This window comes from Nocardiopsis prasina DSM 43845 (assembly GCF_000341265.1).
Classification (GTDB): domain Bacteria; phylum Actinomycetota; class Actinomycetes; order Streptosporangiales; family Streptosporangiaceae; genus Nocardiopsis; species Nocardiopsis prasina.
The window spans coordinates 44,906-69,155 of the sequence record NZ_ANAE01000087.1; the positions used below are offsets into that span (position 1 = coordinate 44,906).

21 protein-coding genes and 1 pseudogene are annotated in these 24,250 nt (G+C 71.1%); 15 read left to right on the forward strand and 7 right to left on the reverse strand.

The window, feature by feature from the left end; all coding sequences use genetic code 11:
- The first annotated feature begins 65 nt into the window (after positions 1 to 65).
- From D452_RS0105505 to D452_RS0105520, 4 genes are all read left to right on the forward strand, one after another.
- Complete coding sequence (locus D452_RS0105505) at positions 66 to 1,349, forward strand: GNAT family N-acetyltransferase (protein ID WP_017543147.1); 1,284 nt, start codon at positions 66 to 68, stop codon at positions 1,347 to 1,349.
- A 329-nt stretch (positions 1,350 to 1,678) separates the two neighbouring features.
- The gene (locus tag D452_RS30655; protein ID WP_017543148.1) at positions 1,679 to 1,828 is read left to right on the forward strand and encodes a hypothetical protein; all 150 of its coding nucleotides are present in this window, start codon (positions 1,679 to 1,681) and stop codon (positions 1,826 to 1,828) included.
- 196 nt (positions 1,829 to 2,024) lie between these two features.
- Entirely contained in the window at positions 2,025 to 3,329 is a 1,305-nt protein-coding gene (locus D452_RS0105515; RefSeq protein ID WP_026128995.1) for a GNAT family N-acetyltransferase, read from the forward strand.
- A 98-nt stretch (positions 3,330 to 3,427) separates the two neighbouring features.
- Positions 3,428 to 3,886: a nitroreductase family deazaflavin-dependent oxidoreductase gene (locus D452_RS0105520; protein ID WP_017543150.1), complete on the forward strand. Its 459-nt coding sequence runs from the start codon at positions 3,428 to 3,430 to the stop codon at positions 3,884 to 3,886.
- 38 nt (positions 3,887 to 3,924) lie between these two features.
- Here D452_RS0105520 and D452_RS0105525 read toward each other — a convergent pair whose 3' ends face one another.
- From D452_RS0105525 to D452_RS0105535, 3 genes are all read right to left on the reverse strand, one after another.
- On the reverse strand, positions 3,925 to 4,980 hold the full coding sequence (locus D452_RS0105525) for an aminotransferase class V-fold PLP-dependent enzyme (protein WP_017543151.1): 1,056 nt from the start codon (positions 4,978 to 4,980) through the stop codon (positions 3,925 to 3,927).
- 76 nt (positions 4,981 to 5,056) lie between these two features.
- Positions 5,057 to 5,893, reverse strand: a complete 837-nt coding sequence (locus tag D452_RS0105530) for an aminoglycoside phosphotransferase family protein (RefSeq protein WP_017543152.1) — start codon at positions 5,891 to 5,893, stop codon at positions 5,057 to 5,059.
- 49 nt (positions 5,894 to 5,942) lie between these two features.
- Positions 5,943 to 6,482: a MarR family winged helix-turn-helix transcriptional regulator gene (locus D452_RS0105535; protein WP_017543153.1), complete on the reverse strand. Its 540-nt coding sequence runs from the start codon at positions 6,480 to 6,482 to the stop codon at positions 5,943 to 5,945.
- A 260-nt stretch (positions 6,483 to 6,742) separates the two neighbouring features.
- Between D452_RS0105535 and D452_RS0105540 the strand changes: the two genes are divergently transcribed.
- The 11 genes and pseudogenes from D452_RS0105540 (at position 6,743) to D452_RS0105590 (ending at position 19,997) form a co-directional block, all read left to right on the forward strand.
- Positions 6,743 to 7,705 (forward strand): MBL fold metallo-hydrolase, encoded by a 963-nt coding sequence (locus tag D452_RS0105540; RefSeq protein WP_017543154.1) that lies wholly within the window; start codon positions 6,743 to 6,745, stop codon positions 7,703 to 7,705.
- A gap of 75 nt (positions 7,706 to 7,780) precedes the next feature.
- Positions 7,781 to 9,422 (forward strand): annotated as a pseudogene (locus D452_RS30220) (FAD-dependent monooxygenase).
- 51 nt (positions 9,423 to 9,473) lie between these two features.
- Positions 9,474 to 10,691, forward strand: a complete 1,218-nt coding sequence (locus tag D452_RS0105550) for a homogentisate 1,2-dioxygenase (RefSeq protein WP_017543156.1) — start codon at positions 9,474 to 9,476, stop codon at positions 10,689 to 10,691.
- Positions 10,688 to 11,533: a hypothetical protein gene (locus D452_RS0105555; protein WP_017543157.1), complete on the forward strand. Its 846-nt coding sequence runs from the start codon at positions 10,688 to 10,690 to the stop codon at positions 11,531 to 11,533. Before D452_RS0105550 ends, D452_RS0105555 begins: the two co-directional genes overlap by 4 nt.
- Before the next feature lie 27 nt (positions 11,534 to 11,560).
- Positions 11,561 to 12,775: a fumarylacetoacetase gene (fahA, locus tag D452_RS0105560; protein WP_017543158.1), complete on the forward strand. Its 1,215-nt coding sequence runs from the start codon at positions 11,561 to 11,563 to the stop codon at positions 12,773 to 12,775.
- A 136-nt stretch (positions 12,776 to 12,911) separates the two neighbouring features.
- Positions 12,912 to 13,538, forward strand: coding sequence for a DUF7134 domain-containing protein (locus tag D452_RS0105565; protein ID WP_017543159.1), 627 nt, complete (start codon positions 12,912 to 12,914; stop codon positions 13,536 to 13,538).
- Positions 13,486 to 14,106 (forward strand): TetR/AcrR family transcriptional regulator, encoded by a 621-nt coding sequence (locus D452_RS0105570; protein WP_017543160.1) that lies wholly within the window; start codon positions 13,486 to 13,488, stop codon positions 14,104 to 14,106. The genes D452_RS0105565 and D452_RS0105570 overlap by 53 nt, the downstream gene beginning before the upstream one ends.
- Positions 14,107 to 14,235: 129 nt before the next feature.
- Complete coding sequence (locus tag D452_RS0105575; RefSeq protein ID WP_017543161.1) at positions 14,236 to 15,027, forward strand: SAM-dependent methyltransferase; 792 nt, start codon at positions 14,236 to 14,238, stop codon at positions 15,025 to 15,027.
- 388 nt (positions 15,028 to 15,415) lie between these two features.
- Positions 15,416 to 16,813, forward strand: coding sequence for a helix-turn-helix domain-containing protein (locus D452_RS27755; RefSeq protein WP_017543162.1), 1,398 nt, complete (start codon positions 15,416 to 15,418; stop codon positions 16,811 to 16,813).
- 299 nt (positions 16,814 to 17,112) lie between these two features.
- Positions 17,113 to 17,787, forward strand: coding sequence for a DNA alkylation repair protein (locus D452_RS0105585; RefSeq protein ID WP_017543163.1), 675 nt, complete (start codon positions 17,113 to 17,115; stop codon positions 17,785 to 17,787).
- A gap of 404 nt (positions 17,788 to 18,191) precedes the next feature.
- Positions 18,192 to 19,997 (forward strand): PASTA domain-containing protein, encoded by a 1,806-nt coding sequence (locus D452_RS0105590; protein WP_017543164.1) that lies wholly within the window; start codon positions 18,192 to 18,194, stop codon positions 19,995 to 19,997.
- A gap of 38 nt (positions 19,998 to 20,035) precedes the next feature.
- On the opposite strand, the gene D452_RS0105595 is transcribed toward D452_RS0105590, so the two are convergent.
- From D452_RS0105595 to D452_RS29205, 4 genes are all read right to left on the reverse strand, one after another.
- Complete coding sequence (locus D452_RS0105595) at positions 20,036 to 20,341, reverse strand: YrhK family protein (protein ID WP_017543165.1); 306 nt, start codon at positions 20,339 to 20,341, stop codon at positions 20,036 to 20,038.
- Between the two features lie 366 nt (positions 20,342 to 20,707).
- Complete coding sequence (locus D452_RS0105600; RefSeq protein ID WP_017543166.1) at positions 20,708 to 21,781, reverse strand: Rv2578c family radical SAM protein; 1,074 nt, start codon at positions 21,779 to 21,781, stop codon at positions 20,708 to 20,710.
- Positions 21,782 to 21,870: 89 nt separating this feature from the next.
- Positions 21,871 to 23,145, reverse strand: a complete 1,275-nt coding sequence (locus D452_RS0105605; protein ID WP_017543167.1) for a glutaminase — start codon at positions 23,143 to 23,145, stop codon at positions 21,871 to 21,873.
- 217 nt (positions 23,146 to 23,362) lie between these two features.
- Entirely contained in the window at positions 23,363 to 24,118 is a 756-nt protein-coding gene (locus D452_RS29205; protein ID WP_017543168.1) for a VOC family protein, read from the reverse strand.
- Positions 24,119 to 24,250: the final 132 nt, after the last annotated feature.

Sequence of the window (24,250 nt, forward strand, 5' to 3'; positions counted from 1 at the left end):
CAGGAGGTCCTCACCACGCCCAAAACCAGTGGCCGCGGGTTCGTGACCACTGGTAAGCCTGAGTCATGAGTGACAAGACGAGGGCGGACTCCTCCGCACCCCACCAGGGCTGGACCGTACGCCACACCGACGCCGAGGAATTCGCCCAGGCGGCCAGGGTCTTCGGGCAGAGCCTGCTGTTCCCGGAGGACGTCGACAGCCTGCTGGAGCGGATGAGACCGCTGCACGACGAGCTGGGCTACGAACGGGCCCTGATCGCCGTGGACGAGGCCGAGGGCGAGGTCATCGGCACCACCAACCACTTCCCCTTCGAGATGACCATGCCGTCCGGCCGCGTCCCCGTGGCCGGGGTGACCGGCGTGGGGGTGTGGCCCACCCACCGCCGCAGGGGGGTGCTCAGCTCCCTCATGCGCCGCCAGCTCGCCGACATCCACGCGGCGGGCGTGCGCTACGCCGCGCTGTGGGCCTCCGAGGGGTCCATCTACGAGCGCTTCGGCTACGGCAACGCCTGTACGGAACTGGACACGACCCTCACCCGCCCCTACGGCGCGCTGCGCGCCGAGGCGCCCCGCGACCCGGACCTGCGCGTGGTCCTGCGCGAACCGGAGCGGGTGCGTACCGACCTCGAACGCGTGCACGAGGCGGTCTGTGAGGTCCAGGTCGGCCAGTTCCGCCGCACCAAGCCCTGGTGGGACCGCGCGCTGTACGACGGCCCCGTCCGACGGGGCGACAAGGCCCCGCTGATGGCGGCCGTCGTGGGCGGCCCGGACGGGCCCCTCGGGTACGCCCTGTACCGGGTCAAGGCCAGGTGGGAGGAGGACGGCGCTCAAGGGGAGGCGCACGTCCAGGAGATCACCGCCACCACCCCCGCCGCCTGGGCCGCCCTGTTCGAGCACCTGTTCAGCCGGGACCTCGTCGCCAAGGTGTACTTCCCGTTCCTGCCCGTGGACTGCCCGCTCCACCACCTCCTCCCGGACCGTGGCCGTGCGGTGGCCAAGCACTCCACCTCCCTGTGGGTGCGGCTGGTGGATCTGGCCGGGGCCCTCTCCGAGCGCCCCTACGCGGCGCCCTTCGAGGGGGTCGTGGCCGTCACCGACCGCTACGCGCCGTGGAACGCGGGACGGTGGCGGATCAAGGCCGACACCGACGGCGCCCGCGTGGAACTCACCGACGCGGACCCGGACCTGTCCCTGGACGTGTCCCACCTCGGCGCCGCGCACCTCGGCCAGACCACGCTCACCAGCTTCCGGCGCGCGGGCCTGATCACCGAGCACACCCCGGGCGCCGTGGCCCGTCTGGACACGGCCCTGCACCGGATCGACGCACCCTTCTGCGGGGTCATCTTCTAGAGGGCCGATGGGATACGGGTGCCCTGGTCGAGTGAACTGTGCGCGCCGGGGCATCCCATCGTCCACCTGGACGGCGAGCGCGCGGTCCTCGTGAGCCCACCGGGCGTGGACGGGAGAGGCCGATGCCACGGTGGGTCGATGATCCGGCCCATCGAGGTGAACCTCCGCGCCACGGTCCTTCCTCCGTTGGCCGGGCAACCGGGCCCCGGGCGACTCGCGGCCTGACTCACCTTGAGGTCACGTGAGGTGTTGTTGCAGGTGTTTTCATGCCTGTGTGGCGGGGGAACTCTGGGGCTGGAGGAACCCCGGAACGACCTTTGAGGAGACCGATGCGCCGCATCATCACCGTGTTCGCCCTGATCGCTGCCCTGACCGCAGGGCTCTCCGCGCCGGCGGCCGCCGCCGGATCTCTCATCGGGATCGGGGTCGGGGGCAGCCTCGTCGGTCTGGTCAGTGATCCCATCAACGTCAGCCTCTGACCCGAACGCGTCCTGTGCGCAACGGTGAAAGGGACCCCGCTAGAACACGTGGGGTGGGGTCCCGGGGCCGGTTCGCCTCTTCACACGCTTGTGTCGTGCGCCGCGTAAATCCGCTGGCTGCCCTCCCCAGCCGACTGGTAGAACGAGCCCACGCTGGTTGATCGGGCGCGGGACGCACATCGGAGGGAACGACGACATGGACGAGGCCGCCTTGGGACGTGACTGGAGCATTCGCTCCGGTGGCGAGGACGACTTCCCCGCTGTCGTCGAGACCGTGGGGGAGGCACTCGTGGTCTCCGATGACCGTGCCACCTCATTGGCACGTCTCACACCGCTGCTGGCCGAAGACGACTTCGGGCGCCTGCTGGTGGCCATCGAGTCAGGCCGATCCGAACGGGACGCTGAGGACGAACGTGCCGTCAGGGACGGCCGGGTCATCGGCTCGGTCAACGCGTTCTCCTTCCGGATGACGCTCCCTGGTGGCTCCCGGCCGGTCGCGGGGATCACCGGGGTCGGCGTGTGGCCCACCCGCCGTCGCCAGGGTGTGCTCACGGCCCTGATCCGCCGCCAGCTCGCGGACATCCGCGACCGGGGCGAGAACCTCGCGATCCTGTGGGCCTCCGAGGGCTCTATCTACGGCCGCTTCGGCTATGGTCCCGCCAACAGCGAGTACAAGGGCGAACTGGCCTACGCCCACGCTCGCCTGCGCCCCGACGCGCCTCGCGGCGCCGATCTCTCCGTGGAGCTCGTCCGCGCCTCGCGGGCCCGTTCGGACCTGGAGCGCGTCCACGCAGCCGCGACCGCTCGGCAGGTCGGTCGACTCCAGCGCTCCCCGGCGTTCTGGGAGCGCGCTCTGGCGGACACCCCCGACGCCCGCGCGGGGAGGAGTTCTCTCAAGGCGGCCGTGGTACACGGTCCGGAAGGACCACTGGGGTACGCGCTCCACCGCACCCGGGACCGCTGGGAGAACGCCAACCCCTGCGCCCGACTGCACGTGGAGGAGGCTGTGGCCACCACACCGAAGGCCTGGACCGCCCTGTACGAGCACCTGTTCAGCCGGGACCTCGTCACCCAGCTGGTCTTCGAGAGCATGGCGCAGGACGACCCGCTCCATTTCCTGCTCGCGGATCCCAAGCGGCTGGTCACCCGGTTCGACGACTCCCTGTGGGTGCGGCTGGTGGACGTGCCCGGGGCCCTCGCGGAGCGCTCCTACGCCGTCCCGGCGGACGTGGTCCTGGAGGTCTCGGACCGGCACGCGCCCTGGAACGAGGGCCGCTGGAGGCTGCGCGCGGACCGGAACGGAGCCACCTGCGAACGCACCTCGCGGGCCCCGGACCTGTCGCTGGACGTGTCCCACCTGGGCGCCGTCCATCTGGGCGCGAACACCCTTTCCGGCTACCTGCGCACCGGGCTGATCACCGAACACACCCCGGGATCGGTGTTCGGCCTGGACACGGCCCTCTTCCGGCCTGAGGCCCCCTTCTGCGATCAGGGCTTCTGACGGGGGCCCTCGGGAAGGGAGGCGAGTCGGCCTCCACCGCGGGGGACGGGCATGGCACGATCGGGGGTGGACTCCGTAGCCGAACACCGGGGAGAGCGATGACCGCCAGTGGCGTACTCCAGGGCGAGTACGAGCCGAGTTCGTCGAAGTTCGTCCGAGACCAGGTGGAGCTCTACGAGCGCACCGGTGGTCAGGAGGGCAACACGCTGATGGACACCGGCATGCCGGTGATCATCCTGAGCACACGCGGCCGCAGCAGCGGAAAGGTCCGCAAGTCCGCCCTCATGCGGGTGGAGCACGACGGCGCCTACGCGGTGATCGGCTCCCAGGGCGGGGCGCCCCAGGACCCCGCGTGGGTGGCCAACCTGCGGGCGGCCCCCGACGAGGTCGCGCTCCAGGACGGCCCCACCCCCTTCGCCGCCCGCGTCCGGGAAGTCCAGGGCGAGGAGCGGCAGCGGTGGTGGGACCGCGCCGTGGAGGCCTACCCGCCCTACGCCGACTACCAGAAGAAGACGGACCGGGTCATCCCCGTGTTCGTGGTCGAACGAACCGGCTGACTCCGGGCCGGCGCCCCTCCCGGAGGGGCGCCGGCTTCTCAGGTCAGTGCGCTGACCAGGCGGTCCACGTCCTCATCCGTGTTGTACAGGTGGAACCCCACCCTGAGCCGACCGTCCCGGACGGCGGCGGCGATCCCCGCCTCACCGAGGCGTTCGGCCGTCCCCTCCGGCACGGGGAGCGACACGATCGCCGAACCGGTGCCCTCCAGTCCCATCGCGTCGCGGAACCGGTCGGCCAGGGCGACGTCGTGCTCGTGCACCGTCTGCGGTCCGACCTCCGCGAGCAGGTCCAGGCCCGGTGCCAGACCGATCCACGCGGGCCACACGGGGGCCAGGTCCAGGCGTCGCGCCCCCGAGGCCAGCCGCAGCGGCCCACCGTAGAGCGCGTCCCACGGCTCCGCCCCCGCGTACCAGCCGGGCGCCAGGGGAGAGAGTGCGGCCAGGGCCTCGTCGGTCCCGGTGAGGAAGGCCGCCCCGCGCGGTCCCAGCAGCCACTTGTAGGTGCTGCACACGACATAGTCCACGCCGTCCAGGGGAACGGGCAGCCACCCCGCCGACTGGCTGGTGTCGAGCAGGAGGCGGGCACCGTGGTCGGCGCACGCGGCGCGCAGGTCCTGGAGCGGGGCGATCAGCCCGGTGGCCGACTGCACGGCCGCGACCGCCACCAGGGTGGTGCTCGGGCCGACCTCGTCGGGCAGGCGCTCCAAGGGCACTTCGCGGACCCGGACGCCGTCCGCCTGCCGGGCCATCAGCGGGAAGACCACCGAGGTGAACTCCCCCTCGGCGAGCAGGACCTCCGAGCCGGGCGGCAGGCTCGCGGCGACCGTCCCGACGAACTGCGAGGTGTGGGTGCCCACGGCGACCCGGTCGGCGTCGACCCCCGCCAGCCGGGCGTAGGTGGAGCGCGCGGCGTCGACGACCCCGTCGACGGAGCCGGGGGAGAACCGCCCGGAGGCCACTTCCCGGAGGTTGCGCTCCAGGTCCTGCCGGGCCCGGTGGGTCAACAGACCGTGGGTGGCGGAGTTGAGGTAGGTGCCCTCGGGTGAGAACTGGCTCTGGGCCTGCTTGAGGCGCGTGCGTGCGGTCTGGTCCATGTTCCGCATGCTCACAGGCGCGGTGGGGTGGGACAAGGGCCACTTCACCGAGATTGGACTCTTTCCGCCGTCGGGTTCAGTCCGGGGCGCTGACCTGTTCCCTCAGGCGGGCGAGCCATTGCGCGCCGCACCGACGGCCGTCGGGGAACTGGTCGTCCCGGTCCCAGCGCCAGGCCGTGATCATCGCCAGCACGAGGAGTCGGCACGCACGCAGCAGTTCGGGGTCGGTACCCGGGTAGTGGGCGGCGACCTCGTCGGGGGCGTGGGCGAGGTCGAACTCCACCGGCCCGCGGCAGCAGGTCTCCAGGTCGACGAAGAGCGGTCCCACGGCGGTGGCGAGCAGGTTGCCGGGGTGCGGCTCGCCGTGCAGGAGCTGTTCCGGTGCGCCGTGCCCGGTGACCTCTCGTTCGAGGTCGTCCAGGGCCCGAGCGAGCAGTTCCCGGTCCGGCGCGGTCAGTTCCGGGGTGCGGTCGCGGTCGGCGACGAGGCCCCGCGCCCTGGCGACGCGGTCGGTGAACCGGGGCGAGGGGTGGTCGACCGCGCGCATGCCGTGGTGCAGGCGGGCGAGCGCGTCGGCGTAGTCGGGTGGGGGAACCTTCGTGGCGGGCACCGGCGCGTGGTGGGTCCACAGCGTGACCTCGAAGCCGTCGCGTTCGTGGACGCCGGGGGTCACGCGGGGGTCGAGCGCGGCCACGGGGCTCCCGGTGGCGGCGAGCCGCAGGGCGAGTTCGACCTCGTACCGCGCCACGCCGTGCTCCGCCGGAGCCACCCGGGCCAGGACGTCGCAGGGCAGCAGGCGCAGGGTGAGCCTGTTCGAGTCGTGGAGGACGACCGCTTCGTCGGCGTCCAGCCCGAGGGAGGTGGCGACGGAGGTGGCGGCGGCCACCGCCCGCCCGAACTGCGGCTCCCGCATCGTGGTGGGTCCTCTCTACGTGTGCCGTCCCGGCCTGCTGGGGGAGGAGTCAGTTGCGGAACTTGGCCTGCGCGTCGGTGGACCCGGCCATCAGTTTGTTGAGCAGGCGGACCAGCTCAAGGCGCTCCTCGGGTTCGAGGGCCTCCGCCCAGGCGCTCTCCCGGCGGTTGTGGGCGCGGAAGACCCCCAGGATCGCTCCGTACCCGGACTCGGTGAGGCTGAGCTGGAGGGCGCGGCGGTCGTGCGTGGCGCGTTCGCGGGTGAGCAGGCCGTCGCGTTCGAGGGTGTTGAGCAGGGCGGACAGCGCGGCGCGGCTCATGCCGGAGATCTCGGCGGTGGTCTTGGCCTCCATGGGTCCGGCCAGCCAGAGGGCGAAGAGCACCCGGAACCCCGGCCAGGTCCATCCCCGGGGGCGGTGGACGGAGGACTCCAGGTCGTAGACCACCATGCTCGTCGCCCTGTTGAGGGTCAGGACCATGCGCATGGCCTCGGCGTTGACCGTGGGGAGTTCCCGTTCGGCCTTGTGCACCGCGTAGTCCACGAACGACCAGAAGGTGAGCTCGTCAGGGGGTGCCGTGTTGTGAGTCACGCCGACCAGCCTAGTACGGGGCGGGTTCGGTGTTCGTCCCCTCGTGACTTCTCCGTCGCTGCCCGGTCGCTCTCCGTTGAGGGAGGTTCGGCCCGTGACATGAAGGGCACGGCGAGTAGCCTGTTGGGGTGATCTGCATCACCACCCCGGTGGACGTGGGCCTCTTGGCCCTGTGGCGTGGAGCACGTTATGGTCTGGTTCATCAAACGTTTGATCATTTGGGCGGCGGCAGTCGCCCGCGACGAGTGAAGGGTCTGACCATGGCAGCCAAGCCGTTCGCCTCATCCGCCGACACCGAGGTCAAGGAACAGACCCTGGAGGTCCTGGCCGACGGCGTCTACGCCCTCACCGCCGAGGGGGACCCCAACGTGGGCGCCATCGAGGGCGAGGACTTCGTGGTCGCCTTCGAGGCCCTGGCCACCCCCACCGCTGCCAAGGAGTGGCTCGCCAAGCTCCGCGAGCACACCGACAAGCCCATCCGCTACCTGGTGCTCTCGCACTACCACGCGGTCCGCGTCCTGGGCGCCAGCGCCTTCGACGCCACCGTCATCCTCACGCACGAGCTGACCCACGAGCTCATCCGCGAGCGCGGCAAGGAGGACTGGGCCAGCGAGTTCGGCCGCATGCCGCGCCTGGCCAAGGACGCCGACTCCGTCCCCGGCCTGACCTGGCCCACCCAGACCTTCGCCGACCGCACCACCATCGACCTCGGCGGCGATCGCGGCGAACTGGTCCTGGAGTACTTCGGCCGGGGCCACACCGAGGGCGACATCGTCGCCTGGCTGCCCAAGCAGAAGATCCTCTTCGCCGGCGACCTCGTCGAGGCCCAGGCCGCCCTCTACACCGGCGACGCCTTCCACAGGGACTGGGCCGGAGCCACCCTCGACCGCGTCAAGGCCCTCGGAGCCGAGATGCTCGTGGGCGGGCGCGGCGCCGTGAGCCGGGGCCGCGAGGAGGTCGACGCCGCCATCGAGCAGACCCGCAACTTCCTCGACGTGATGATCCGCGAGGTCGGCGCCGTCCACGAGCGCGGCGGCACCCTCAAGGAGGCCTTCACCGCCACCCACGCCGCCCTGGTCGACGACTACGGCCACTGGCCGATCTTCGAGCACTGCCTGCCCTTCGACGTCTCGCGCCTGTGGGACGAGTTCTCCGGCATCGAGCGCCCCGTCATCTGGACCGCCGAACGGGACCGCGAGGTCTGGGCCCAGCTCCAGGGCTGACCGGCCCGGGGCCCCACCACCCCGCTCCCACCCACGACCGCGCCCGCACGGGGCGCCCCACGAACGGAGTCCACCATGCGCCCCCCTGCGCCCCGCACCCCCGCCGACACCGGCACCGACCCCGTCCTGGTGCTCGGCGCGGGACCGGTCGGACAGACCGCGGCCCTGCTGCTGGCCCGCCGTGGGGTCCCCGTGCTGGTCGTCGACAGCCGACCCGAACGCGACGCCGTCGGCTCCAAGGCCATCTGCCAGCAACGCGACGTCCTCGACGTCTGGGACTGGCTCGGCGGCGGAAGGATCATCGAGGAGGGGCTGACCTGGGACACGGCCCGCACCTTCTACCGGGACCATGAGCTGTTCAGCGTACGCCTGCCCGACCCCGGCGCCTCGTCCCTGCCCTCCTTCGTCAACATCTCCCAGTCCCGCACCGAAGAGGTCCTCGACGAACTCCTGGCCGATGCGGGGGTCCTCACCAGCTGGGGCCACGAGGTCACCGGGATCGAGCAGGACGCCGACGGGGTCACCGTCGAGTGCGCCACCCCGCGGGGCCCGGTGCGCCTGCGCGGAACCCACGCCCTGTCGTGTCTGGGCGCCCACGGCGGTGTGGTGCGCCGGGACCTGGGCCTGGACTTCTCCGGCACCAGCTTCGACGACCGCTTCCTCATCTGCGACATCCGCGCCGACCTCGGCGACTGGGCCCGCGAACGCCGCTTCTACTTCGATCCCGAGTGGAACCCGGGCCGCCAGGTCCTCATCCACCCCTGCCCCGACTCGGTCTTCCGCATCGACTGGCNAGGTGCCCTCCGACTTCGACCTCCCCGCCGAGGAGTCCAGCGGCCGCCTGGACACCCGCATCCGGCAGATCATCGGGGACACCCCCTACGAGATCGTGTGGCACTCCGTCTACCGCTTCCACACCCGCGTCGCCGACCGCATGCGCGCCGGACGCGTCCTGCTGGCCGGGGACAACGCCCACCTGGTGGCGCCCTTCGGAGCGCGCGGCCTCAACTCCGGGGTCCAGGACGCCGAGAACGCCGCCTGGAAGCTCGCCTACGTCCGCGACGGCTGGGCGGGGGAGGACCTCCTGGAGAGCTACCACACCGAACGCCACGCCGCCGCCCTGGAGAACGCCGACGTCACGAGCGCCACCATGCGCTTCCTCGTGCCCCGGGACGACGCCGAGCACGAGCGGCGCGTCAGCGTCCTGGAGCGCGCGGTCACCGACGCCGCGGCGCACCCGGACGTGGACTCCGGGAGGCTGGCCGAACCGTTCTGGTACACCGATTCCGCGCTGACCACCGCCTGCCCCGAACGTCCCTTCGGCGGCCGTCCGCCACGCGGGCTGGCCCCCGCGCCCTGCCCCGGCGTGATCCTGCCCGACGTCCCCGTGAGCGTGCCCGGACGCCCCGAACTCGCCCGCCTGCGCCCCCTCCTGCGTGAGGGACTCACCCTGCTGCTCGGCGAGGGCGCCGAACGCGCCACCGTGCACGCCGTCGCCACGCGCGCCACACGGGCACCCGTCACCACGCTGCACCTCGACGAGATCGACACCACCGGTGCCCTGCGCCGCGCCCTGGAACCCCTGCCCGGGCAGGTCTGGCTGGTGCGCCCCGATGCCCACGTGGCCGCCGTCGTCCCAGGTGCGGACACCGACGCCGTCCGCGTGGCGGTCCGCACGGCGTTGGGCCACCCGGCCGCCGACACCGTCCCGGCCTAGAGGCGCGCTCCCGACGGACCACCGGACCCCAACCAAGGAGGAAGACCGGAGATGGCCTACTACCGCAAGGTCGGCGAGGTGCCCCGCACCCGCCACACCCAGCACCACAACCCCGACGGCGGCCTGTACTACGAGGAGCTGATGGGGGAGGAGGGCTTCTCCGCCGACTCCTCGCTCCTCTACCACAAGGCCATCCCCTCGGCGATCGTCGACGCCTCCGAGTGGGAGGTCCCCGACCAGTCCCTGCGGCGCAACGCCCCGATGGTGCCGCGCCACCTCAAACTCCACGACCTCTTCCAGGGCGAGGAGTGGCGCACCAACGACGTCGTCGCGTCCCGCCGCCTCGTGCTGGGCAACGGAGACGTGCGCATCTCCTACGTGGTCGCCGGAGCCCCCTCGGAGCTGTACCGCAACGGCATCGGCGACGAGTGCGTGTACGTCGAGTCCGGCACCGCCCGGGTGGAGACGGTGTTCGGCGTGCTGGACGTCGGCCGGGGCGACTACGTGATCCTGCCGCGCGCCACCACGCACCGCTGGGTGCCCACCGGAGACGAGCCGCTGCGCGCCTACGTGGTCGAGGCCAACAGCCACATCGCCCCGCCCAAGCGCTACCTGTCCCGCTACGGCCAGTTGCTGGAGCACGCCCCGTACTGCGAGCGGGACCTGCGCGGACCCGACGGACCCCTGGTCGCCGAGGGTGAGAACGTGGACGTGCTCATCAAGCACCGGGGCGACGGTCCGGGCGGGATCTCCGGCACCCGCTACACCTACCCCACCCACCCCTTCGACGTGGTGGGCTGGGACGGCTGCCTGTACCCGTACGTGTTCAACGTCGACGACTTCCAGCCCATCACCGGCCGTATCCACCAGCCGCCGCCCGTGCACCAGGTGTTCGAGGGCCACAACTTCGTCATCTGCAACTTCGTGCCGCGCAAGGTGGACTACCACCCGGGAGCCATCCCGGTGCCGTACTACCACTCCAACGTGGACTCCGACGAGGTCATGTTCTACTGCGGCGGCGACTACGAGGCCCGCAAGGGCTCCGGGATCGGTCAGGGCTCCATCTCCCTGCACCCCGGCGGCCACTCGCACGGCCCGCAGCCCGGCGCCTATGAGCGCAGCGTGGGCACGGAGGCCTTCGACGAACTCGCCGTCATGGTGGACACCTTTCGCCCGCTGGACCTGGGTGAGGGCGGCACCGCCGTCGACGACGGCAGCTACGCCTGGACCTGGGCCAGGGGCCAGCGGGCGCGGCGGGAGCAGGCATGACCGAACCCCGCCACACCCTCTACGGGACCCTGTTCGACGACGCTGCGCTCTTCCCGCCCGGCAACGCGCCCATGGGCGAGGCGATCCCGGCGCACCGGGCGCACCGGGAGTCCCGACGGGCGCCCTACGTGGGCCCGTTGCTGGTCGCGGACGCCCGGGTGGCCGAGCTGCGCACGGTGCTCTCCCGTGAGGACGGTGACCACGCTCCGCTCGCGCTCGTGGTCACCGTCCCCGGCGGGGCCGAGGGCGTCGCACCCGCGATCGAGGCCGTGCGCTCCGATCCGGCCCTGTACCTCGCCGGCGTCGAGGTGGCTGCCCCCCCGGGGCGGTCCGCCTCCACCGCCCACACCCTGGTCAGCGCGCTGGGGCCCGACACCGACAGCTACGTGGAGGTCGCCCGGGGCGGGGACGCCGCCGCCGACGTCGCGGCCCTCGCCGGAACGGGCGCCCACGCCAAGTTCCGCACCGGCGGGCTCACCCCCGAGGCACACCCCGACGAGGACGAACTCGCCGCACTCCTGGACGCCGCCGTCACCGCGGGAGTGCCCTTCAAGTGCACGGCCGGGCTCCACCACGCGGTCCGCCACACCACCCCGGAGGGCTTCGAGCAGCACGGGTTCCTCAACGTGTTGCTCGCCACCCACGCCCTGCTCACCGGAGGGGGCGAGGGCGTGGCCGTGAAGGTTCTCGCCGACCGGGACGGGCCAGCCCTGGCCAGCCGCGCCCGGGAGCTCACCCCCGCCGAGGCCACCCGGGTCCGGGCGAGCTTCCGCTCCTTCGGCACGTGCAGCATCGCCGAACCCCTGGAGGACCTCGTCGTCCTCGGGGCGCTCCACGCCTGACACACCCACTCGCAGAAAGCACACTCCATGCCCGACAGCTGGCTCGACATCGCCCCGGACACGCAGTTCGGCCCGGCCACCCTGCCCTACGGTGTGTTCTCCACCGAAGACGACCCCGCCACTCGCGTGGGCGTGGCCATCGGCGACCACGTCCTGGACCTCGGGTCCCTCGCCCGCGCCCTCGACGCCCCCTTCACCGCCGCCGTCTCCGGGTCCGACCTGGATCCGCTCCTGGCCGCCGGGCGCCCCGTGTGGGACCAGGTCCGCGCCGCGCTCACCTCGTGGGTCACCGACCCGGCGCACGAGGCCGCTGTGCGCCCGCACCTGGTGGACCGCGCCGCCGTGACCCTGCACCTGCCGTTCACGGTCGCCGACTACGTGGACTTCTACGCGTCGGAGCACCACGCCACCAACGTGGGGCGCATCTTCCGCCCCGAGCAGGAACCGCTCACCCCCAACTGGAAGCACCTGCCCATCGGCTACCACGGTCGGTCGGGGACCATCGTGGTCTCGGGCACCGACATCGTCCGGCCCACCGGCCAGCGCAAGCCCCCGACGGAGCCCGTCCCGGTGTTCGGACCGTCGGTGCGCCTGGACATCGAGGCCGAGGTGGGCTTCGTCGTCGGTACGCCGAGCCCCATGGGGGAGCGTGTGGCGGTGGACGAGTTCGCCGACCACGTGTTCGGTGTGTTCCTGCTCAACGACTGGTCCTCCCGCGACCTCCAGGCCTGGGAGTACGTGCCGCTGGGCCCGTTCCTCGGGAAGTCGTTCGCCACGTCGGTCTCGCCGTGGGTGGTGCCCGTCGCCGCCCTGGAGTCCGCCCGGGTCGAGCAGCCCGCCCAGGACCCCGAACCACTGCCCTACCTGCGCGGGTCACGGCCGTGGGGTCTGGACCTGCGCCTGGAGGTGCGGCTCAACGGGCACCTGGTCTCCACGCCGCCGTTCTCCGAGATGTACTGGACCGCCGCGCAGCAGCTCGCGCACATGACCGTCAACGGCGCCTCCCTGCGTACCGGTGACGTGTACGCCTCCGGGACCGTCAGCGGCCCCGAGCCGACCCAGCGCGGCTCCTTCCTGGAACTCACCTGGTCCGGGAAGGAGCCGCTCCGGTTGCCCGACGGCACGGAGCGCACCTTCCTCGAGGACGGTGACGAGGTCACCATCACGGCCACGGCGCCCGGACCGGACGGCGCGAGGATCGACTTCGGCGACGTCACGGGCCGCATCCTCCCGGCGAGGTAGGCACGGGGAGCTGAGAGGGGGTGGCGGGCCTGCGGGGCCCGCCACCCCCTTCGCCGTGCCGGTGGTCGACGGGGGCTTGTCAGGGGACCACTCCGCTTCTACGTTGGTGAGTAAGTACTTACTAATTAAGGAAGTCATGGCACCCGAACCGACCAGAACGCGCCCCCTCGTCGACGCCCTCATCGCCGGGGTCGTGCTCGCCATCGAACTCCTCGACGCCTACGGGTCCCTGGACGGCGAACCGCTGAACCCCGTCGCAGGCTGGAACACCGCACAGCACACCGACCCGTGGGCCTTCGTCCTCGTCGTGGTGGGCTGTGGTGCGCTCTACTGGCGCCGTACCCACCCGGTGGTCACCCTCGCGATCACGACCGTGGCCTACTCGGCCTTCGTCCTCCGTGACTTCGAACTCGGGATGTTCCTGGCCCCGATGGTCGCCCTCTACACCGCCGCCGCTCTGGGGCGGTCGCGCGCCCTCGCCCTGCTCGCCGGGCTGGCGTGCACGTCCGCGTCCGCGTGGTGGCTGTACACTCGTGCATCGGACATCGCCGACCCCGGAGTGGCCGTGCTGGCGTGGATCGCCCTCGGAGCCGTGATCCTCGCCTTCTTCGTCGGGTCCTATGTCGCGGGGGAACTGGTGCGCTGCCATCGGCTGCTGTCCTCGTACGGCCACGTGCGAACGGTGCCGCAGCCGACACGCTTGGAGACGGATGGACGAGCGACCCGGGAAGCGGCGCCGCGCGAGCGCGGAGGAGACGCGTGAGCACATCCTGGACAGCGCGGCCGAGGTCCTGCGCCGTTCCGGTCTGGCGCAGGCCAGGACCAAGGAGATCGCTCGGGTCGCCGGGTACTCCGAGGCCACCCTCTACAAACACTTCGAGGACAAGACCGACCTGCTGCTGGCGGTCATGCGCCACAGGTTCCCTCCCTTCGTCGACGTGATCGCCGAGCTGCCCACGCGGGTGGGCCACGGCCAGGTGCGCGAGACTCTCACCGAGGTGATGACGAGGGCGGTCAGGTTCTTCGAGCACGGGTCTGCGCTCATGGGCTCCCTGTTCGCCGATCCGGAACTGCTCCGGCGACACCGTGAGGGTCTGGCCCAGCGCGGCGCCGGTCCGCTCAAAGTCAACCGGGCCCTGGCCGACTACCTCAGGGCCGAGCGCGACCTCGGGCGGATCCGGCCGGACACCGATCCCGACTCCGTGGCCTCCCTGCTGGTCGGAGCGTGCTTCCAACGAGGCTTCTTCGAGGCCTTCTCCGGTGGCATGGAGGACTTCCCTCCCCTCGAACGGTTCACGGCCGACCTGGTGGCGGCCGCGCTCCCTGACTGACGACCCGATCGCACGAATCCTTGTGGGGCCCTGGATCTCGTCGTTTCCTGTGCCGAGCTCCAGGTTTGTCCGCACCAGGAGCAGGCGGAAGAATGCGGGCATCCACCCCCCCCGAGGAAGGCACCCTCGATGAACGCACACGTCCCCGAGATCGACACCACCAAGGCCCACTCCGCCCGGGTGTGGAACTACTGGCAGGGAGGCAAGGACAACTATCCCGTCGACCGGGAGGTCGGTGACTACGTGCTCCGGGCCCACCCCGAGATGGTCGGTGCGGCCCGCGCCGACCGGCAGTTCCTCATCAGGGCCGTCACCCACCTGGCCGATGCGTGCGGAGTCCGCCAGTTCCTGGACATCGGCACCGGACTGCCCACCCACAACAACACCCACCAGGTCGCCCACGCCGTGGCCCCGGATGCCAGGGTGGTCTACGTCGACAACGATCCCATGGTGCTCGCCCACGCCCGTGCCCTGCTGACCGGCGAGGCCCTCAGCGAGGTGCACTACGTGGACGCGGACCTGCGCCAGCCCGCGACCGTCCTTTCCGCCGCCCGGGATCACCTGGACTTCTCCGAACCGATCGGTCTGACCATCCTGGGGACCATGGGCCACACTCCGGACACCGAACAGGCCTACGCGGCGGTGCGGGCCTACGTGGACGCGCTGCCCGCGGGCAGCTTCCTGGCCCTGTGCGACGGTACGGACACCAGCGAACCGATGGTGGAGGCCGCCCAACGCTGGAACGAGACCGCCGCGATCCCCTACCACCTCCGCAGCCCCAAGGAAATCGAGGGCTTCTTCGCGGGGCTCGAACTGCTGGAGCCCGGCGTCGTCTCAGCCCCCTTCTGGCTCCCGGCGAAGGCCGAGGTGGGGGAGGCCACCGAGGTGGACCAGTACTGCGGAGTGGCCCGCAAGCCCTGAGGAGTCGTTGGGTTCTTCACCCCTGGGAGCTCGTGGGACCACCTGTCGGGCCACCCACGGCCGCGCCGCCAGGGAGCCAGCACCGCGACGGAGCACCGGTTCGGGCGTGTGGCGGGGTGCCTTTCCTTCGTGCGAGAAAGAAGAACTGGCGTAATTGCCCACAATTGCGCGTATCGCACTTTGTGGTTTCGCGCGTTGTTCCTTCCTTCTCTCGCCTCTGTGGATTTGAGAGAAAGCCCGCGAACTCCTGTTCGACTCACTAGATTGGTCTCCGAAAAGAAAGACCCGACCCGGTGCACCAACACCGGATCGGGTCGTGGCCGACGCCTGCACAAACAGGTTGGTCGACTGAGCCACCCCACCCCTCTAACAAGGAAGGCGACTCATCATGGAGTCTAACGCCTCACCTCCCTCCCGCACATCCGATTCCCGCAACCCGGTCGGGTTCTTCCCGCCGCGCAAACGCCCCCAGGGCGCCCTCAAGGGGATCGGCTTCATCCTCGCTATCTGGGTCCAGCAGGTCTTCCGCAGGGGAGTGCTGCCCACATTGCGCTCGTTGCCCGCTCTGATGGCCATCGCGGACGTGGTGGACGCCGACGGGCGGTGGTGCTACTTCCTGCTGGAGAACCTGGCCAAACGCTCTGGCGGCACTCTCAGCGTCAGCAGTCTCAAGCGAGCCATCGACGACCTGGTCGAGGCCGGTGTGGTCCGCAAGCTGACCCGTGCGGAGACCGTCGAGTTCTTCGCCGGGGACATCGCCCGGGGCCGCTCCTCCCATCACCTGCCGTGTGTCCTGGAGCTCCTGGTTCCCGCTGAGGACTACCCCGATCTGGTGCTGGAGGAGATCAACGCCTGCCGGGCCCGGTTGGGGGAGGAGCCGCTCACCCCGCAGACCCGGCCGTCGTTGAGGGGGCGCCGGACCCCAGCTCAGGTTGAGCCCACCCCCGGTTCAGATCGACCCACAGACCGTTCCCCTGGGAACGGTTCTGATGAGGGGGTGGGCGATTCCGTCCGTGGCCCCTCAGGCACAGGTGAACAAAAGGGACAAAGGCCCAGGCGTGGATGGTTCGAGATGATCGACCATATTCCCGCTGCGCTGCTCACCGACCCGGTGACGGATCGGAACAGGTTGGCGAGGTCGGCGGAGAGACTCCTGTGCCAGGGGCTGCGTGCGGCCGACATCAGGGTGCTCCTCTCGGGTGCGGAACGCTTACGGCGTCCCTTCCCCGCGCTGATGCGGCGGTTGCGCGACATGCGGGCCGCACGCGCGTTCCTGGACGGTGCGTTGGGTCGGGGAATCGCCGGGGTGGAGGCCTCCCCACCCGGGCGGCCGGTGATGGACGACGCCGACCCGTTCGCCCGTACGGAGCGGTTCCTGGTCGACGGCCAGGGAAGAGCCGCTGGTACCTGCCCGCACCATCCGACCGTGCGCAACACCCCCGGCGGTACCTGCGTGATCTGCGGACGGCTCTGCCGCTCGGTGCCCGACGAACTCGTGTACGAGCCGAAGCCGAAGCCCGCCGTCGATCCGGCCGCACCCTCCCCGGCGGTGCAGCAGGCCGCCCTGGACCCGAAGCTGTGGGAGCGGATGACCGCCTCACTCGGTGAAGGTGACCTTTCCCGGGTTCCGTTGCTGCATGACGGCCCCCGAAAGCACTTCGGATCCGGAATCTCGCCAAGGAGCAGGACCGTTATCGACAACGCACGCGATCGGCTGCGAGGTCAGAGCACTCCGGAGAGGTCGTCGCTTCGGCAGTCGAGCGGACGGCGACTCGTCAGGGCGTGACAGGGGATGGCCGCTGGCGTGCTGCTCTCCACATCTCGCCCCAGAGATAACGCGGGGATCACGCCTCGCGTTTGTGCAGGTAATTTGCCGTGAGCCCCGCGCACGCGGGGATGGACCGAAAGCTCAGGACGCTCAGGGCTCCTCAGAGGTGTGAGCCCCGAGCACGCGGGGATGGACCGCACTCTCTCAGTGCACACAGATGACCACCCCCGGCCTGGCGCTGACCTCGGCTTCTTGCTCCAGGAGTGGTCTGACCTGCGGCATACATTGGACGCGTCGAGTGGGGGAGGGGAGACGTGATGGCTGAGACCACGGTGGACGAGGTGATGGCCGAGCTGGCCGGGCTGGAGGACGCCCGGATCCGTGAGGTGAACACGCGGCACGGCGATGACCACGGGGTGAACCTGGGCAAGCTGCGCGCGGTGGCCAAGCGGCTGCGGAAGCAGCAGGACCTCGCGGTGGAGCTCTGGGAGACGGGGGACAGTTCGGCTCGGCTGTTGGCGCTGCTGATCTGTCGGCCCAGGGAGTTCGGCCGCGACCAGCTGGACGTGATGCTGCGCGGGGCCCGCACCCCCAAGGTGCACGACTGGCTGGTGAACTACGTGGTCAAGAAGGGTCCGCACGCTGAGGAGCTGCGCCTGACCTGGTTCGACGATCCGGATCCGGTGGTCGCCAGCGCGGGCTGGGCCCTGACCACCGAACGAGTGGGGAAGCGGCCCGAGGGGCTGGACCTGTCGGGACTGCTGGACACCATCGAGGAGGAGATGGGGTCGGCTCCGGACCGGTTGCAGTGGGAGATGAACAACTGCCTGGCGCGGATCGGCATCGACCACGCCGAGTACCGCGAGCGGGCCGTGGGGATCGGGGAGCGCCTGGAGGTGCTCAAGGACTACCCGACCTCACCCGGCTGCCTGACCCCGTTCGCGCCGGTGTGGATCAACGAGATGGTGCGCCGTAAGGAATCTACGACGTAAAGGTGCACCGATGTCGTGCACTCTGACAGGCACGACGCTCTCGCTCCGAGAACAGAAGCCTCTCGTGCCGAAAGAAGTGACCAAGGGCCCACCGATCGCTCCGGGGTTCTGTTCGGAGGGGTTGTTCTCGCAGGTGGTCGCGGTGCGCGCGGCCCGAGGAGTTGTGCACGGCCTGGCCCCTCGCGTGTTGTTCGCTCGAGTACCGGTCGGCGTCGCCACCGCGCACCCCTTCCCGTCCGCGTCCCGGTTGTGTCCGTCCTGGGCGTCCATCTGCACCCTGAAGTGCCGATACGGCATTTCGCGTGGAACAAGAAGAGAGGGACTCTCCCTCAGGCAGCTGGGAGGGGGCCCGGTGCCGGTCGGGCCAGGGTTTCGAGGCTTCGCAGGGTTACTGAAATCCTCCTATGGTGACCCTTTCCCCCGAACCCCCCGGAAACGAGACGCTCCGGCGGCGTTTCCGTGTGCACGACGAGCGTCAGCTCTCCGCGCGCACCACCTTGCTGGAAGCGGACGACACCCAGACCCGCAACCCCGTCCGTGTGGAGTTGTTCGATGTCGGCGGCGCGGACGGAGCGGACCTGACCAAGGGCTTCCGGGAGCGCCTGCGGGCCTTCGAGGAACTCGACCACCCGGTCCTCTCTCCCGTCCTGTCCGGGGGGATGCGCGAGGGCACCGCGTACGCGGTCACCGAACCCCACCACGGTGCCTGGGTGGACGACCTGATCGGTGAGCGCTTCCAGGAGAGGGTCTCCCGCCGAGAGGCGCTCGACATCGTCGACGTCCTGCTTGAAGCGCTGGAGGTCCTGCACGGACAGGACCTGGTCCACGGGCACATCGGACCCCGGACCGTCACCCTGGCCGACGACGGCGGTGTCGGCCTCCTGCTCCTGGCCGCGCCGACCGGCCCGGGCCGGGGCGGGGCCGTCTTCGGCCCTCAGGACGACATCGCCGCCGTCGCCGCCCTGTTGGAGGCCATGGTCGCCGGGGACGCCACAGCGGACGCCGGGGATTCCCACGCTGGCCGCGACGCCGTGGGCAGGGCGATCAGCGCCCTGGTGGCCCGGGGAAGCGACCCCGACCCCCGGCAACGTCCGGCCGACGCGGCTGAGTACCGTGCCCTGCTCGGTCAGACCGTCCGATCCCTGCCCCCGGCCGAGGGCAGGCACGTGGCACGTGCGGCCCCCGCCGACCGGGGAGTCGCCGAAGGCACGCCGCCGCGCCGCCGCGCGCTGCTGTGGGCCGCCCTGGCCCTCGTCGTCGCCTTGGTCGGGGGAGCGGCGCTGTGGGCCGTCACCCAGCAGGGCGCCGAGCCCGGCGGCGCGCTCATGCCCGACCTGGTCGGGCTCTCCCCAGAAGAGGCATCCGACCTTCTGGCCGAACTACCGGTCGCCCTGGAGGTCACCTACAGGGACGTACGCAGCGACGACGTCGAGGCCGGGCTGGTCACCGCCTCCAGTCCGGAGAGCGGTCGCGAGCTGGTGGAGGGGGCCGACGTTCGGCTGTCGGTGGCGGCGGGACCGCTGACCGTCCTGATGCCCGAGGTGGTCGGTTCCCTGGAACAGGACGCGCGCGAGGCCCTGGAAGAGGAAGGGTTCACCGACGTCGAGGTCGTGCAGGAACCGTCCGAGGGCCTGCCCGCCGGAACGGTCACCGAGAGTGACCCGCAGGAGGGCGAGACCGTTCCCCACGACGCCGCCGTGGTGCTCACCGTCGTGGAGGGTGTCACCGTTCCCGACCTGGTCGGCAGTTCCGAACAGGAGGCCGTCGACACGCTGGCCGAACTCGGCCTGGAGTCCCGGGTCGAGGAGGCCGCTGGGTCCGAGCGGCCCTCGGGCGAGGTCGAGAACCACACCCCCGGTCCGGGGGCCGTGGTCGATGAGGGCGCACTCGTGGTGCTCGCGGTCTCCGCGGGGCAGGCGGAGGACGAGGAGGAGGCCGCGCAGGAGGAGGACACGGGTACCGAGGACGATCGCGAGGAGGGGCAGGCCGCCGCTCCGCCGGTCCAGGAGCACTCCGAGGAGCCCCGGCAGGAGGAGCAGGAGCAGCCCGCTCCCTGTACCTCCGGCGGCTGGTCCGAGGGCGCCACCTACCCGGAGGGCGCCCGTGTCGTGCACGAGGGCAAGGAGTACGAAGCCGCGTGGTGGAACTCGGAGAGCTCCCCCTCGGAGTCCAACGAGTGGGGTCCGTGGCGCCCGGTCACCTCGTGTTGACGGCTCCTGGTTCGTGCGCCCCGAGTGTCCGGCCGCGCTCAGAAGTCCATGGAGGTCTCGGCCGCCATCCCGGCATGGCGCCTGCCCGCCCGGACCCGGGACAGGTGCAGGTGGCGGCCGAGTCGGATGAGCGGCCGGATCAGCAGTTCCAGGCTGCCAGCGAGGAAGCACCAGATTCCCGCGGTCATCAGTTCCTGGAAGAAGAACATGATGCTGCCCGCGATGAACCACAGCGCGATCAGGACGTCGTTGAGGATGCTGAACACCTCGTAACGCCGTCGGATGACGAGTTCTCGGTGACCGACGCGCACGGTCAGAGGCTGGTCGGGATCGCGGTCGCGCATGTGCGGTTCCTCCGGGTCCGGGGTCCTGGCTCCATCCGCCATCATGCGGTCGCGAACCCTGTGCCGCCGCGTACCCGTGTCCTGCGGGCGCGTTGCCCGGAGACGGTCCATGGGCCGAGTCACGGTGAACCAGTTCTCTGCGCTGGGGGATTGACCTTCCCTGGGCCTGTTGCCCCCTCCTGCTTCGGCGGGAGGGGGCTTTTCGTGCGTGGCCACTCCTGGGCCTCGATCGACAGGTCCGGCCCGATCCGCCGCTTCGCGCGAACCCCGTTTCTGGTTCGGTGCGTCAGAACCGGGTCGGCGCCAGCGCACCGAGCCGGGGCGTGGTCGCCACCTCGACGCCGGTGTCTCGGACCTGCCCCGCACTCAGGCCGACGTGGGCAGATCCAGAGAGAGCTGCCCCTGGGGCGCGGAGGGCTCGGACGGCCTCTCTGCGTCCCGGGGTGACCCGGGTCTGTTCAGGCCGTACCTGGCCGCGACCTCGCGGACGGCCGTGGTGACGATCCGCTGGTAGGAGTCGGAGGCGTAGGAACCGCGCCCGTAGAGCTCGCGGTAGAGCGGCAGCAGGCGCGGGTGCTCCCGGGTCAGCCAGGCCCGGTACCACTCGCGCGCGCCCGGGCGCAGGTGCAGCACGACGGGGGACACGCGGGTGGCCCCGGCCTCGGCGATGGCGGCGACGGTCTCCTCGATCTGCTCCGCTGAGTCGGTCAGCCCGGGCAGGATCGGGGCCATCAGCACCGAGCACTCCAGTCCGCGCTCGCTCAGCGCGCGGACCACGCCCAGGCGGGCGCGGGGGCTCGGGGTCCCGGGCTCCACGGTGCGCCAGACACCGGTGTCCACGGAGCCCACGGACACCGCCAAGCCGACCCGGGTGACCCGTGCGGCCTGTTCCAGGAGGGGGAGGTCGCGCAGGACCAGGGTCCCCTTGGTGAGGATCGAGAACGGGTTGGCGGTGTCGCGGAGCGCCGCGATGATCTCGGGCATCAGCCGGTAGCGGCCCTCGGCTCGCTGGTAGGGGTCGGTGTTGGTGCCCATCGCGATGTGCTCGCCGCGCCAGGAGGGGCGGGCGAGTTCGGCGCGCAGCCGTTCGGCGGCGTTGACCTTGACCAGGATGCGGGTGTCGAAGTCGCGGCCGCTGTCCAGGTCGAGGTACTCGTGGGTGCGTCTGGCGAAGCAGTACACGCAGGCGTGCGAACAGCCCCGGTAGGGGTTGATGGTCCACCGGAACATGGGGTCGTCTCCGGGCACGCGGTTGATGATGCTGCGGGCCTGGATCTCGATGGCCACCGCCTCGCCGTCCTGTCCGGCCAGCACCGGCCCGGGCGCGGGCGCGCCCAGACCGGCCCGCCCGGTGCCGCGTTCGGGTGGCGGCGGTGCGGGTTCGAACAGTGACTCCTGCCCGGTGTCCTTGGTTCCCTCTCGGAGGTTCTCCCAGCGCATGGGGTCAATTCGAACATGTTTTCGAACGCCTGTCCAGTGGTGCGGTGGGGTTGTGGATCACGTTCGGTGGGACCCGAGGCGTCGAGCGGCTACCGGGCCTGACTCCGGGTGAGGTGTTCGGGGGTCCACCGCTCCACTCCGCGCCCCCGGCTGTCCTGGAAGTCGGGGACGGTCTCCTCCGGGTCCACCAGGATGATCCGGTGGCCGGTGTCGATGAGCTTGGCGGCCATCGCGGCTGACGTGCGGCGGGCCACGGGCAGCACCTCGTCGACCCGACTCATGTCGAACACCACCAGGTGGGTGGAGGGCGGGTTCCCGACCAGCTCGTGCACCAGGGCCTCGATGCTGCTGAGCACCATGTCGCCCTGGAGCACGTAGACCGTCGCCGGTTCCCCGTCGACGATCTCCTTGCGGGTCTCGCGCAGCGACGAACGGGCGGGTCTGCCAGCCTCCATCAGGTGCAGCCCCAGATCCTCCGACATGCGCTCCATCATGGCCACGCCGCGTGCGCTGTTGCCGTGCGCGTCCAGGCGCGGGGAGAACACCGCCACCCCCACCTGTCCGGGCAGCACGCCGAGGATCCCCCCGGCCACGCCGCTCTTCGCGGGGATGCCCACGCTGGTGAGCCAGTCCCCGGCGGCGTCGTACATCCCGCAGGAGGTCATCACGCTCAGCAGGTGCCGGGTGGTGCGCCTGCTGAACAGCCGCTGACCGGTGTTGGGCTGCACGCCGCCGTTGGCGAGCGTGCAGGCCATGAGCGCCAGGTCGCGCACGGTGACGTTGGCCGAACACTGGCGGACGTACCCGGCCACGGCGGCGGCGGGGTCCTGGCCCAGGCGCCCGGAGGCGTGCAGGAGGTAGGCGAGCCCGAGGTTGCGGTCGCCGGTCTCCAGTTCGGAGGCGGCCAGCCCCTCGTCGATCACCACCGGTCGTTGCGCGAGGTCGGAGAAGAGGCCGAGGACGCGCTCGACGGCCGGGCGTTCGTCGTCCCGGACCAGTGTGTGGGTGGCGATGGCCCCGGCGTTGATCATCGGGTTGCGGGGCCTGCCGGTCTCCGGGTCCAGGGACAGTTCGTTGAAGGCCTCGCCACTGGGCTCCACCCCGACGCGGTCGAGGACGAACTCCAGACCGTGGTCCTCGATCGCCAGCGCGTAGGCGAAGGGTTTGGACATCGACTGGATGCTGAACTCGTGGTCGGCGTCCCCGCTCGCGTAGACGGTTCCGTTCACCGTGCACAGCGCGACCGCGACCCGGTCCGGATCGGCCGTGGCCAGTTCCGGGATGTAGTCGGCCCGTGCGCCCGAGAGCACGTCGTCGGTGTCGCCGATGATGTCGTCGAGGTAGTCGAGGATCGGTGAGCGCAACAAGGGGTCCCCCGTCTTTTCGGTCGGTGCCGCGATCTGCGTCGCCTCCCGATTTTCCCCAGGTCACATCCGCCACAACCCTTGGCGTTCCGGACGCGGTGCCGTGCCCGAACGGGGATTGACGCGCACGCGTCCAGGTCCTCGCGCGGACGCCGCGGGTACCGGACGGCCGACTGGCCAGCCGGGCGACGCACCGCTGGACCCAGAGCCCGCTTCCTCACACCATGGCGGTGATCCGCCAGCGGTGCCCGTCGGGGTCGGTGAAGCCGCCCGTGTGCGTGCCCGGTTCGGGGACGGTGACTGCCGCGGCCGCCGCGTCCGCGCGGGAGAGGAGCGCGTCGAGGTCGGCGCGCGAGGCCGCGGTGTGGGTGAGGACCACTCCGGTCGGGCCCGTGCCGTGCTCGTCGACACCGACGTCCTTGGCCAGTGCGGCCCGCCGCAGCAGGCCCAGACGGGACGTGCCGGTCACCGCGGTGAAGTCGACGAACTTGTCGCCGTAGTCGTGGCGGGTCTCCATGCCCAGAGCCCCGTAGAAGCCTTGGGAGGCCTTGGGGCTGGTGACTCCGAGGTACACGGCGGTCTCGACGGGTTCCGGAGGCTCGGGGACGGCGCCGCGGTTCTTCTTCGTGGCGGCGGCGAGCTTCCAGAGGGTCCCGTCCGGTGTCCGGAAGACGGCGGTGTACTCGCCGAAGAGTTCCTTCCTCGGAGGTTTGACCACCTCGGCGCCGTGGGCGGCGGCCGTCTCCACCAGGGCCTGGACCTCGGCGGGCCGTTCGACGATCACGCTCAGTACACAGCCACGGAAGCCCGTGGCGATCGAGTCGGTCCCCTCGAAGGAGAGCCGACCGGTGCCGTTGAGGTCCACGACGGGGGAGTCGGCCGGTGCCCCCGGGGTGAACACAGACGCGTGGAAGGCGCGCGCGTCCTCCGCCCGTGATGCCTCGACGGTGACGGTGTCCAGTGAGAGCGCCATCGCGCGGTCCCTTCGTTCGGTGGGTGGATCGGTGGCCTCTGGGTTCCGACCCGACCAGGTTAGGCCGCGGGTCCGGGCGCGGGCTTCTCGATTCCTGACCGACACGACGCGGAGGGTCGGTCAGGAATCGAG